At 68.0% G+C, this 12694-nt stretch carries 9 protein-coding genes; 6 read left to right on the top strand and 3 right to left on the bottom strand.

Annotated features, from left to right (window positions below; genetic code table 11):
• Nucleotides 1-13 precede the first annotated feature (13 nt).
• From F7O44_RS16835 to F7O44_RS16825, 3 genes are all read right to left on the bottom strand, one after another.
• The gene (locus tag F7O44_RS16835) at nucleotides 14-1513 is read right to left on the bottom strand and encodes a golvesin C-terminal-like domain-containing protein (RefSeq protein ID WP_162451419.1); all 1500 of its coding nucleotides are present in this window, start codon (nucleotides 1511-1513) and stop codon (nucleotides 14-16) included.
• 258 nt (nucleotides 1514-1771) lie between these two features.
• A complete protein-coding gene (locus F7O44_RS16830) occupies nucleotides 1772-2329 on the bottom strand; it encodes a YqgE/AlgH family protein (RefSeq protein WP_162451418.1) in 558 nt (185 codons plus the stop codon).
• A gap of 13 nt (nucleotides 2330-2342) precedes the next feature.
• The gene (locus tag F7O44_RS16825) at nucleotides 2343-3776 is read right to left on the bottom strand and encodes a malic enzyme-like NAD(P)-binding protein (RefSeq protein ID WP_162451417.1); all 1434 of its coding nucleotides are present in this window, start codon (nucleotides 3774-3776) and stop codon (nucleotides 2343-2345) included.
• 132 nt (nucleotides 3777-3908) lie between these two features.
• On the opposite strand from F7O44_RS16825, the gene F7O44_RS16820 reads away from it, so the two are divergent.
• The 6 genes from F7O44_RS16820 to F7O44_RS16795 are packed head-to-tail and all read left to right on the top strand — an operon-like array spanning nucleotide 3909 to nucleotide 12603.
• The gene (locus F7O44_RS16820; protein WP_162451416.1) at nucleotides 3909-5492 is read left to right on the top strand and encodes an ABC transporter substrate-binding protein; all 1584 of its coding nucleotides are present in this window, start codon (nucleotides 3909-3911) and stop codon (nucleotides 5490-5492) included.
• Nucleotides 5489-6484, top strand: coding sequence for an ABC transporter permease subunit (locus F7O44_RS16815; protein ID WP_162451415.1), 996 nt, complete (start codon nucleotides 5489-5491; stop codon nucleotides 6482-6484). The genes F7O44_RS16820 and F7O44_RS16815 overlap by 4 nt, the downstream gene beginning before the upstream one ends.
• Nucleotides 6481-7305: an ABC transporter permease gene (locus F7O44_RS16810; protein WP_162451414.1), complete on the top strand. Its 825-nt coding sequence runs from the start codon at nucleotides 6481-6483 to the stop codon at nucleotides 7303-7305. Before F7O44_RS16815 ends, F7O44_RS16810 begins: the two co-directional genes overlap by 4 nt.
• On the top strand, nucleotides 7302-8864 hold the full coding sequence (locus F7O44_RS16805) for an ABC transporter ATP-binding protein (RefSeq protein WP_162451413.1): 1563 nt from the start codon (nucleotides 7302-7304) through the stop codon (nucleotides 8862-8864). Before F7O44_RS16810 ends, F7O44_RS16805 begins: the two co-directional genes overlap by 4 nt.
• Nucleotides 8861-10747, top strand: a complete 1887-nt coding sequence (locus tag F7O44_RS16800) for an ABC transporter ATP-binding protein (RefSeq protein ID WP_162451412.1) — start codon at nucleotides 8861-8863, stop codon at nucleotides 10745-10747. The genes F7O44_RS16805 and F7O44_RS16800 overlap by 4 nt, the downstream gene beginning before the upstream one ends.
• A complete protein-coding gene (locus F7O44_RS16795; RefSeq protein ID WP_162451411.1) occupies nucleotides 10744-12603 on the top strand; it encodes an ABC transporter ATP-binding protein in 1860 nt (619 codons plus the stop codon). Before F7O44_RS16800 ends, F7O44_RS16795 begins: the two co-directional genes overlap by 4 nt.
• Nucleotides 12604-12694: the final 91 nt, after the last annotated feature.

Here is a 12694-nt window from a genome sequence, read left to right as displayed (position 1 = left end):
AGGCGCCCGGAAGTCAGGCCTGAGTGATGCGCACAGCGTCCGCCTCGATCCAGCCTTCGGTTCCGGTCCAACGGCTCACGCCCACCGTGGGGCGGTTCCCGGCTTCGAGGCGGAAGGTGCCGAGCGTGTTCCAGCGGCCGCCGCCGGAGCGCTGATCCATGTGAACCGTCTGCAGTCCGGTGGTCGTGGACACCAGGTAGGGCGTCCGGGAATTGTTGGTGGGGCCCTGCGGGTACCAGACATCGACCCGGTAACTACCCGTGGACGGGATCCGGGCGTGGAACCATGCGACGTCGCTCTGCTGCACCGGTTTGGCGTGATGGTGGGTACCGCCATAGCCCGATGCGGTGGCCCGAGCCCAGTTGCCGCTGGCCTTGAATCCGGATTGGTCGTTGTCGACGACGATCCTCCAACGCTCGGAATCGTCCCGCACGTAGCTCATATACCGGTCCCAGTCCCAGTGCCGGCCCGGGTCGGTGTGGGTGGCGTCTGGGATCTCGTTGTGACCGACGATGTGGGCCCGGTTCAGCGGGAGGCCGTGCCGGTTGCAGATGTACCGGGTCAGCGCCGCCGACGATCGGTACATCTGCTCGGTGTACCAGGAGGAGTTGTCTACCCAGCCTTCGTGTTCGATGCCGATGGAGCGGTTGTTCGAGCTGCCGACGTGCCAGCCGACGTCCTTGTGCCGGACCATCTGGGTGACCTGCCCGTCCGAGGAACGCACCACGTAGTGCGCCGAGACGTTCGAGCTGGAGTTCTGGAACCAGGAGATAGTGCCGGCGTAGGTGCCCTGTGCGGTATGGATCACCACCCGGTCGATGGCGTGATCGTTCGGCCGGTTCGCGACCCGGTAGTTGCTCGAATGCGCCGCCACCCAGCGGGCCTGGGGGTACTCCGCGTTCATTGGCTGGACAGGTGGCGCGGCTGCGCTCACCTCCGGCGGCGTGGCGTGTGCCTGGGCAGTGGTGAGCCGGGCCTCGGCGCCACCGTTGGTCACACCCCCGGCCAGCGCGGCGTAAACGGCGTCGGCCTGCATCCGGGCGACGGCGAGGTCCGGAATGCCGGTGTATTCGACCACCGGCTCGTACCACGCCTCGACCCGGGCACGGCCGGCCTCGTCCAGGCCGGCGTCGTCGGCGAGCGAGCGCAGCAGGGCGGCCGCGCCGTAGACGTTGGCCGCCGTGTTCTCGCGCAGCCGCGCCTCGGGCTGCCCGGTGAGCTCGGCCGCCATCCCCAGCGTGTCCGCACCGGTGCCGTCGACGAGCTGCATCACCCCGTGCCCGCCGTAGGCGCTGGCACCGTCCTGAGCTGCCGAGAGTGATTGGGCCAACGCGACCAGCAGGTCACGTGGCACGTCATGATCCCGGGCAGCGCGGTCGAACGCGGTGTCCAGACCCTGCGGCAGCGACATGGGTGCCCGTGGGCTGCCCGCGGCGAACGTAGCGAAAACCGGCGTGCTGATGGCCGCTGCGCCCGCGGCGAGGACGGCGCGGCGCGTCGGTTTCTGAGACATGGCGACACCCATCTGTGTGAAGCATGTCAACTACTGTGACTACAGTTGACTAATGTGACGCTACACCCGGCGTGACGAGATGTCATCTCGTCCATTTGTGCACAACCCACCGGCGCGCCCCCACGCTGACCCCGGCGCCGTTCAGGGGCCCGGGAAATGGGGTCTCTCCATGGCGTGGCGGGCATCAGCGAGCGAGGCACGAGCGAGTCTGCTGGGCGAGGAGAGACTCCATTTCCCGGGGCCCCTAAGTCGCGGCCCCTAGTTCAGCGTCGGGTCCGCCGGAAACGACGCCATTAATGCCAGCTCACCCGGCTGCCGCCGAAGAACCGTACGCCACAGGCCGTGAGCATCGATCCGGAACGGATCCGTGGCTTCGGCATCAACGACGTACCAGGACCCCTCGTCGATCTCGTCCTGCAGTTGGCCGGCCGCCCAGCCCGAATACCCGGCGAACACTCGCATGCCACGCACCGCCGGCCCGACAACCTCCGTGGGTGTGTCGAGATCGACGACGCCGACCTGCCCGCTGATCCGGCGCACGCCCAGAGGCTCGGCGGGGCCGCCGACGCGTACCAGGCCGAGCGCACTGTCGGTATCGACCGGGCCGCCTTCGAAAATGACCCCCGGCTCGGAGGCGATATGACTCCAGGTAGGGAGCAGGTCGCCGACGGGGGTGCCCGTGGGCCGGTTGACCATGACCCCGAGCGAACCGTCGTCGTCGTGGGACAACATCAAGATGACGGCGGTGTCGAACGTGGAGTCACGCAACTGCGGAGTCGCGACCAGCAGCCGGCCGGTCAGCTTCGCGCCTGCCATCAGACCTCACGCCCTAGACCCGAACAGCAGGGAACTCACCGGTCTCCGCAGCAGTCTTCCGGATGTTCTCGACGCTTCCCCGCACAGCCGTCGCGACTGTGTCCGCAATACCCGGGTGGAACACACTGGGAACGATATAGGCAGCGTTGAGCTCCTCGTCGGACACCGTTTCCGCCAGCGCGCGCGCCGCGGCAGTGAGCATCTCCGTGGTGACGCTCCTACTGTGCGCGTCGAGCAGCCCACGGAAAACCCCCGGGAAGGCCAGCACGTTGTTGATCTGGTTCGGGTAGTCACTACGCCCGGTGGCCACGACGGCAGCGAACCGGCTCGCCTCCTGCGGCTGGATCTCCGGCTCCGGATTGGCCAGCGCGAACACGATCGCATCGCTGGCCATCGTCTCGACGTCGGCCGCGGTCAGGATATTGGGCGCGGACACGCCGATGAAGACGTCGGCGCCCGCGACGGCATCGCCGAGCGTTCCGACGACACCTCGTGGATTGCTGTGCTCGAGGTACCACGTGGGCACCCCGGTGAGGTCTGCCCGGCTTGGATGAATGACGCCGTGGATGTCCGTTGCGACGAGGTCTCGCACACCCGCGGCATACAGCAGCTGAGCGATCGCATGCCCAGCAGCACCCGCGCCCGACATCGCCACACGGATCGAGCCGAGACTCTTGCCGACCACCTTCAAGGCGTTGATCAACGCGGCCAGGACCACGATCGCGGTGCCGTGCTGGTCGTCGTGGAAGACCGGAATGTCCAGGATCTGGCGCAGCCGGGCCTCGATCTCGAAGCACCGCGGAGCGGAGATGTCCTCGAGGTTGATGCCGGCGAAGACCGGCGCGATGTTCTGGACCGTGCGGATGATCTCGTCGGTGTCCTGCGTGTCCAGGCAGATGGGAAAGGCGTCGATATCGGCGAACCGTTTGAACAGGGCCGCCTTGCCCTCCATGACCGGCAGCGCCGCGGTCGCGCCGATGTTGCCGAGACCGAGCACCGCCGAGCCGTCGGTGACGACGGCCACTGTGTTCCGCTTGATGGTCAGGCGGCGCGCGTCCTCCGGGTTCTTCGCGATGGCCTGACACACCCGCGCGACACCCGGCGTGTAAACCAGCGAAAGATCGTCCCGGTTGCGGATCGGAACCTTCGACTTGACCTCGATCTTGCCCCCGAGGTGAACGAGGAAGGTCCGGTCGCTGACCTTGCCGATGACGACGCCCGGCACCAGGCGGAGCGCCTCTACGAGTTCTTCGGCATGGGCTGACGACGTAGCCGCGCACGTGACGTCGACCTGGATTCGCTCATGCCCGGATCCGGTCACATCCAACGCGGTGACCAGGCCGCCGGCGCTCTCGACCGTTGCCGTCAGCGAACTGACGGCAGTACCACCGGCCGGCACCTCGAGCCGGACCGTGATCGAGTACGAAACGCTGGGCACGCTGGTCACGGTTGGACTCCTATCACTTCGGTGTGAGCATGACCAACCGTAGAGGATCCGGGTTCGCGCATCTGCGCGCAGTCCACCTTCTGGCATCCGCGCCCTGGCGCATCTCTGGCAAACATGATAATCGTTCTAATTATGCTGCCCGAGAATACTGCCCCGAGACCCAGCCGCCGCACCTTGATCCGCGGCACACTCGGGTTCGCTGCTCTGGCCACGGCCGGCCCGCTGGCCGCATGTGGCTCCGACGACACCCCAGCCACCAGCGAAACGCCGGCCCAGTCACCGGGCAGCGGCGGCGCCAGCGGCGGCCGGCTTCGCCTGGGCGCGGCCGGCGCCGCCACGCCCACACTCAATGTGCTGACCGCTACGGGGATGGTCGACTACATCGCGATGTTCTCGCTATACGACTCGCTGGCGGTACTTCGTGGCGATCAGATCGAGCTGCAGCTCGCCGAATCGTTCGAGGCCAATGCCGACGCCACCGAGTTCACCGTCGGCATCCGCAGCGACGCGACCTTCCACGACGGGCGGCCGTGTACCGCGCACGACGTCCGCTACAGTCTGGCCACACTCGCCGATCCGGACCAGAGCCCGAACTTCAGCCAGTTCTACTCTGACCTCGACGTTGCGAACCTCGATGTCATCGATGAGCACACGCTGCGGATAGCACTGCACCGGCCCCGCGCGGACTTCGTGACCACCAGCCTGGCCACGTTCTCGATGATCTTCCCCGCCGACACGGCCGGCGAGCAGTGGGAGGAGGGCATCGGCAGCGGCCCCCTGCGCCTCGCGTCGTCCTCCGGCGGCTCGTATGTCCTGGAGCGGAATCCCGATTACTGGGGCGAGCCGGCTTTCCTCGACGAGGTCGAGCTCATCGCGATCAACGACGCCGAGACCCGCCTGAACGCGTTGCGCGGCGGCGAGATCGACTATGCCCACTCCATCAGCCCGGCCGGTGCCGCCGTGATCGAGAGAGACGACTCGCTGGCGGTCGTCCGGGGCGGACCGGCCAACTCCCAGACCTTCGCCCTCGAGATGAACGTCAATCAGGCCCCGTTCGACGACCCCGGTGTCCGGCTGGCCATGAAGCTCCTGGTCGACCGTGAAGCGCTGGTCGAGACGGTCTTGTTCGGTCAGGGCGTCGTCGGCAACGACCTCATGGGACAAGGTCTCGTCGGTTTCAACACCGACATTCCCCAGCGCGAGCGCGACTTGGACGAGGCTCGATCACTGCTCGAGACGGCCGGCGTCTCGGAGGTGACGCTCCGCGTGGCCGAACTCGCACCTGGCATGACGGACGCGGCCACGCTGTTCGCCGAGCAGGCCGCTGAAGCGGGGTTGACCATCACCCTCGAGACCGCCGACGCGGACACGTTCTTCGCCGACTACGAGACCCTCATGTCCACGCCCTTCCAATCGGTTCTCTGGATCAACCGTCCCGCCGCGACGTTCACGTCGATTTTCACCGGCAGCGCCGGCTCGTTCAACGTGACCGGCATGGGCGGCCCCGAGTACGACGCACTGCTCGACGAACTGCATTCAAGTCTCGACGAAGAAACCCGCCAAGTGCACCTGGACGAGATCCAGCGGGAGCTTTGGGACCGGGGTGGCAACCTCTTGTGGGGCTTCGCCGAGCAACTGGACGCGACCGTGCCAGGCGTCGAGGGCATCACCTACGTCCAGTCACTGCCCCGGCTCGGCCAGCTCAGGATGACGTGAGCCGGCTGCGGTTCCGGGCCGGAGGCGAATGGGCGGCCGAAGCGGCTCGTCGAGCACCGGCGGCTCTGATCCTGCTCGGCGTCGTCAGCATCGGCCTGTTCGCCGCGGTGGAGGTACTACCCGGCGATCCCGCCAGCCAAGCGCTGGGGATGAACGCCGAACCGGAACGGGTAGCCCGGTTACGAGCCGAACTCGGGCTCGACCGGCCGCTGTATGAGCGCTACCTGGACTGGGTGGGTGGTCTGATCACCGGCGATCCGGGGGTCAGCGCGGTCACCGGCAGATCAGTCGGGCCGGTCGTGGCCGAGTACGCGGGCCGCAGCGCTGTGCTGGCAACGATGGCATTGGTGCTCGTGGTCGGTGTCGCCGTGCCGGCCGCGATCGTCGCCGGCAGCCGTCCTGGTGCGCTCCGCGACCGTGTCGGCTCCCTGACCGCCCTCACCGTGTTGTCAGTCCCGGAGTTCGTCCTCGCGACACTTCTCGTCGCCGTGTTCGCGCACGGCCTGGGCTGGTTTCCGCCCGTCTCCCTGGTTGGCAGCGGCACGCAGGCACTGACGGCGCCCGAGAAGCTGGTGCTGCCCACACTCACGCTCGCGGCCGTGGCGGGTTCGTTCACGTTCCGGCTGGTCCGCTCCGCGGTTGCCGAGGCGTCCACGTCGGCCCACGTCGAGGCGGCCCGGCTGGCCGGAATCCGGGAATCCGGCGTGCTGGCCCGACATCTGCTGCCGTCGGTCCGGGCGCCGATCTGGCAAGCGGTCGCCCTCGCGATCCCCTACCTCGTGGGTGGCGCACTCGTGGTCGAGACCGCGTTCGGGTATCCGGGACTCGGCGCGCTCGCGGCTGAGGCGGCCGCCCGCCGCGATGCCGTTCTGCTCGGCAGCGCTGGAATGGTGCTGGCTACAGTCGCCGTCGCCGGCTTTCTCATCGCGGAACTGGCCGGACGGGACGGATCCATCGCGCGCGCGGTCCGCCAGGCTGGAGCACCGCGATGAGACCGCTACCTCGGCGCCGGCATGTCCCGGGATGGCTGCCCTTGGCTGTCCCGGGAGGGTTGGCGGTCACGATCGCGCTCGCCGGGCCATTCGTCGTCGATGATGACGCCACAACCTCGCGAGGACGGCCCTTCCTCTCACCGGAGCGAGGGCTGCCGCTCGGTACCGATCATCTCGGCCGCGACGTGTGGTCGGTACTACTCGACTCCGGTGTGACTCTGGTGGCCCTGCCGCTTCTCGCGACACTGTTCGGCACCGCGGCCGGAACAGCCTTCGGGATGCTCACCGGATGGTACGGCGGCAGGCTCAGCGCCATGGGTCTGCGTATCAGCGAGCTCATGCTCGTCGTCCCGCCGTTGTTGATCGCGGTGCTGGCGTTCAACGCCGTCAGCGGCTCCGGCATCGCGGCCATCGTGGCGGTGATCGCGGTGCTTGGGGTGCCGGCGACCATGCGATTCACTCGAGCCGCGACCTCCACCGTCGTCGCCCGCGGCTACATCGACCATGCTGTCGCCCTGGGCACACGTGGACCGGCGATCCTGGTTCGCGAAGTCTTGCCCACGATCATCGCGCCGGTGCTCGCCGATGCCGGCCTCCGGCTGGTGGGGGCCCTCTATCTCATCGCTTCGGTCGGCTTCCTCGGGCTCGGCGGCGCGGTGCTGGAGTCCAGCTGGGCAGGCATGGTCGCCGACAATGTCGTTGGCGTTCCACTCAATCCGTGGGCGATGGTGGCGCCGGCGGTGTGCCTCGTTGCGCTCGCCGTCTCGGTGAATCTCCTCGCCGACCGCCTCGCGGACACCTACCGGGGGTCGCTCAGATGACCGGGATCCTAGCTGTCGATGGGCTGACGATCACCGCCGCGGACGGCACGCCGGTACTGACCGACGTCTCGTGCCGTCTGCGAGCTGGTGTGCGGCTGGCCGTGGTGGGGCAATCCGGCGCGGGCAAGACCACCCTGGCGCTCGCTGCTCTGGGCGTCCTGCGTCCAGGTCTGCGCCTGGTGACCGGAACGGTGCGGCTCACCGGGCACGACGTCTTCAGCCATACTGAGAAAGCACGGCGCCGGTTACGACGGCAGAGCACGGCCTGGCTGGGACAGGATCCGGCCGCGACGCTCACACCCACGATGCCGGTAGCCCGGCAGATCGCCGAGCTTCTCGACGATCCATCGGACGACGAGATCACCGAGCGCCTGCGCTCCGCGATGCTGCCCACCGATCCGGAGTTCCAGCGCCGGCTACCCGGTCAGCTGTCCGGCGGGCAGCAACGCCGGGTGGCGCTCGCCCGGGCGATGGCCGGCCGGCCGCGTCTCGTGGTACTCGACGAGCCGACGGCGGGGCTCGATCCCGTCACCAGCCACGCGATCATGGCCGAGCTCGACCGGCTGCACAACGAGTTCGGATTCGCGTTGCTCGTCGTCACCCATGACCCCGTACTCGCCGAGCGATGCGACGAGCAGCTCGTCCTCGGTCCGCAGCCGCGCAGCCATGTCGCCGCCCAGGAAGAACCGCCGACCGCCCCCGCACCCTCACCGCCCGTGGCACCCTCGACGCCACGCCAGGGCCGCGACGCTGCCACGCTTTCGGCTCCTCCAGGCGCGGCACTGCGGGTCGACAACCTCCACGCCGCCTACGGTGCCCGCGCCACCTTGCACGGTGTCTCCTTCGACGCCCGGCGCGGCGAGTGTGTGGCCATCGTCGGAACCAGCGGATCCGGCAAGAGCACATTGGCTCGCACGGTCGCGGGCCTGCACCCACCCAGCGGCGGCCGGATCGAGGTGAACGGTGACGACGCCGCCCCGCTTGCCCGCGACCGTACTCGAGAACAGCGAGCGGCGGTCCAGCTCATCCCGCAGGACCCGTACGGAGCGCTGCATCCACGCCGTTCCGCCTTAGCATCGGTGATCCGCCCGATCCGGGTGCTGCACAACGAGACTCGCCACGCTGCGGCTGCCATCGCCACCGAGCTGCTGGACCGGGTGGGCATCGATGCCGCACTGAGCCGGCGACGCCCGGACGAGATGTCCGGTGGCCAACGCCAGCGGGTCGTCATCGCTCGCGCGTTGGCTGCCCGGCCCACCGTCCTGATCTGCGACGAGATCACCTCGGCCTTGGACGCGACCGTCGCCGGCTCGGTCATGGAGACCATCGCCCGGCTTCGCGCGGAGCTCGATCTCACCGTGCTGTTCATCACCCATGAGATGGACCTCGTGCGTCGGATCGGCGACCGCGTCGTCGTCATCGACGACGGCCGGGTCCGAGAGTACGGAACGGTCACCGACATCTTCACCGCACCGCGGCACCCCGCGACCGCTTCACTGCTCAACGCGGTGAGAGCACCTTCGGCCAGAAGTTCGACACCACTCGGAGCACAATCATGAGCACAGGTACAGCCGAACAGACCCACGATCAAGCTCCGGAGGAGACGGCCTCCGCGCCACCGCCCCCGGAAAGCACACTGCGCTCGCGAATCGCGCTCTTGCTTCCGTTCGCCCGCGACGACGCCGGGCGCTACCTGCTATCCGCCGTCCTGGCCACGCTGGGGACATTGAGCCAGCTCGGTCCTTTCTACGTGATCTATCTCGCCATTCGCGACATCCTCGACGGCTCCGTCAGCGGGTCGCGTATGTACGGTCTTGCGTTGGCCGCTCTGGCCTTCGTCGTCAGCCAGTACGTCCTCATGGCCCTGGCCATGCTGGTATCCCATCGCGCGGCGTTCGGCACGCTGTACCGGCTTCGCATCCAGTCCGGCGACCGGCTCGGCCGGGTACCTCTGGGACGGGTCACCGGCAAGCGGTCGGGCGAAATCCAGCGGACCATCTCCGAAGATGTGGAACGCCTTGAGTCGTTCCTCGGCCATGCCATCCCCGACCTCGTCTCCGCCGTCGTCGTCGTGCTCGCCACCACCACGTGGCTGTTCCTTGTCGACTGGCGGATGGCCCTGGCTGCCGTGGCATGCCTGATCGTCGCGGTCATCCTCATGGGCCGGGCGATGACCAGCAGTCAGGCCTTGATGGGCGGCTACGCGGCATCGATGGCCCGAATGAACGGGTCCATCGTCGAAATGGTGCGTGGACTGCCGGTCGTGCGGATGTTCAACCGGACCGGCGACACGTTCACCGAAACCAAGGACGCCATCGAGGCCGCCGCCAAGTACCAGGCTGACTGGGGCCGGGCATTCCTGCCCTTGTACACCGCGTTCTTCACGCTGACCTCGGCCACCATCGTCACTATCGTTCCCGTCGGGCTGGTGTTATGGACGAACGACGCGATCGGCACCGCGGAGTTGCTGTTCTTCTTCGTCATCGGGCTGGGCTACGGCGCACCCGTCGTGAAACTGCTCGACTTCGGCGCGAACATGAGCCACCTGACCTACGGCGCGGAACTGGTCAACGAACTGAAGGACGCGGACGTACTTCCCGAGGCCGACCAGCCGGCTGAGTTGAGTGATACATCGGTCGAGTTCGAGGACGTGTCCTTCCGCCATGCCGGCGCCGGGCGGCCCACCCTCGACCGCGTCAGCTTCCGGGCGGAGCCGCGCACCATCACCGCCCTTGTCGGGCCCTCCGGGGCCGGCAAGACCACGGTCGGCCAGCTCATCTGCCGTTTCTTCGATGTCGACGAGGGAGCCGTCCGGGTTGGTGGCGCCGACCTCCGGGACATCCCGTCCTCCCAGCTGATGGAGCACGTGTCGTTCGTCTTCCAAGACACGTTCCTGTTCGACGACACTGTCGAGGCCAACCTCCGGCTCGCCAAGGCGGACGCCACCGAAGCCGAACTCGTCACGGCCTGCCGCTCGGCCCGCGCCCACGAGTTCATCAGTGCGTTGCCCGACGGCTACCGCACTCGCATCGGCGCGCAAGGAGCACGGTTGTCCGGCGGACAGCGGCAGCGCCTGGCCATCGCCCGGACTCTGCTGAAACACACTGACATCGTGGTTCTGGACGAGGCCACGGCTTTCGTCGATCCGGAGAACGAGGTCGCCCTTCAAGAGGCCATCAATGCGCTGATCAGCGATCGCACAGTGATCATGATCGCGCATCGGCTGTCCACGATCGCCGGCGCCGATCAGATCCTGGTGGTCGACGAAGGCCGGATCGTGGAGTGCGGCCAGCATGGCGATCTCGTCAGCCGGGGAGGCCTCTACACCCGGATGTGGGCGGCCTTCCAATCGATCGAGGACATCGCCTTGGGTGATGCGGTCCGGGCGAACGCCGCGTCCCCGGATAGCGGCACAGCCACGCCATCGGAGGAACTCACATGACCATGCCGGCACCCGCCCATCCGACCGGTGCGGATACCCCGCCTCCAGCCGGCTTCTACGCCGGCACCGTACGTACCATCTGGCGGCTGTTCGAGCCGTACCGGCGCGCGTTCGCCACAGCGCTCCTCATGCGGGTCCTCATGTCGTTGTCGGCCGCGGTTCCCGTCGTGATGCTGGTGTGGGTCGTCGAGCTCCTCCGCACGGGGGAGCTCACCGGCCAGCGGGCCCTCGTGGCTGTGGCGGTCGTCATCGGCGGCGTCGCAGGTCAGTACTGCTTCAGCTACGCCTCGAACCGCCTCGTGTGGACGTCGACGTTCTACGCCGTCGGCGCGGCGCGAATCCGGACGCTCGACCACGTCCAGCGGCTACCACTCGGCACGGTGCACGAGCGTGGGGTGGGCGACGTCTCCGCGACGCTGACGGCGGACATGGAGGCGGTCTCCACATACGCCCACCACGGACTCCCGCAATATTTCAGCGCGCTGTCCATGCCCGCGTTCGTGTTCGCCGGGCTGCTCGTCATCGACGCTCCGATGGCGGTCGCCGTCGCCGTGAGTGTCGTCGTCGCCGTGCCCCTGGTTCGGTGGATCTCGCGTCATTTCGGCCGCCATGCCTTCACCCGTGGCAACCTGATGGCCACCGCGAACAGCCGGATCGTCGAATACGTACGGGGCATCGCCGTCATCCGGGCATTCGACCGCACCGGCGCCCGCGTGAACTGGTTCCGCGACGCCGTCGACGACCTCCGCAGGATCAACGACCGGATGGCGGTCAAGCTGGTGCCCGCGGCTCTGGCGACCATGGGTGTGGTCCAGCTCGGTATCCCGCTCACCATCGCCGCCCTGGGGTATTGGTACACCGGAGGCAGGCTCGATGCCGGGACCATGCTGATCTTCCTCGTCCTGGTGCTCCGCGTATACACCCCTATCCTGGAGGTGGCCGGAAGCGCCGAGCAGTCCCGCCTCGCCGACGCCGCATTGCGCCGGATCGGCGCTGTCCACGACCTGCAGCCACAGCCGGAGCCTCGGACACCGGCCGCGGGCGTGAGCCGTCCCTCCATCCAGCTCGACGACGTGACATTCGGCTATACGCCCGACGAGCCGGTGATCCGGGACCTCACCATCGAGGTGGCGCCCAAAACGATGACCGCACTGGTCGGTCCGTCCGGCGCCGGGAAGAGCACCGTGCTGGCGCTCATCTCCCGGTTCTGGGACGTCGACTCCGGTGCCGTCCGGCTGGGCGGAGTCGACGTGCGCGACCTGACCGCGGAACAACTCTTCGACGCCGTCACCGTCGTCTTCCAAGACGTCTATCTGTTCCAGGGCACCATCCGCGACAACATCGCCTTCGGCCGGAACAGCGCCACCGACGAAGCCGTCGAGGCCGCGGCTCGCCAAGCCCAGGCCCATGAGTTCATCACCGCACTCCCGCAGGGCTACGACACCCCGGTCGGCGAGGGCGGCGCGACACTGTCCGGTGGCGAACGGCAGCGGATCTCGATCGCCCGGGCCATCCTCAAGGACGCCCCGATCGTGCTCCTCGACGAGGTCACCGCCGCGCTGGATCCCATCAACGAACGGGCTGTCCAGCGAGCCTTCGCCGAACTCGTCCGTGATCGGACCCTCGTCGTCGTCGCACACCGGCTGAGCACCATTCGCTCGGCTGATCAGATCGTGGTCCTCGACGAAGGACGGGCGGTGGAACGCGGCCGGCATGAAGAACTTCTGGCTGCCGGCGGCCGCTATGCCGACCTGTGGACCGAGCGCGAACGGGCCACCCAGTGGCGCCTGCAGACGGCCACCGCCACGCCGGGTCCCACAGCCGGGACATCCGATCGGTCGTCTCCCACCCGCTGACCGGCCTCCTCCCACCGGCCGGCCTACGCCCGGCGGGTGCACGCGGCCTCTAAGGCCCTGGCTGAGGTGCCCTTACGGACATTTCGGGGGC

It is taken from the genome of Phytoactinopolyspora mesophila, assembly GCF_010122465.1.
Taxonomy (GTDB): domain Bacteria; phylum Actinomycetota; class Actinomycetes; order Jiangellales; family Jiangellaceae; genus Phytoactinopolyspora; species Phytoactinopolyspora mesophila.
Note: the sequence above shows the minus strand (reverse complement) of the source record. Positions and strands in the feature narration are given on the sequence as shown.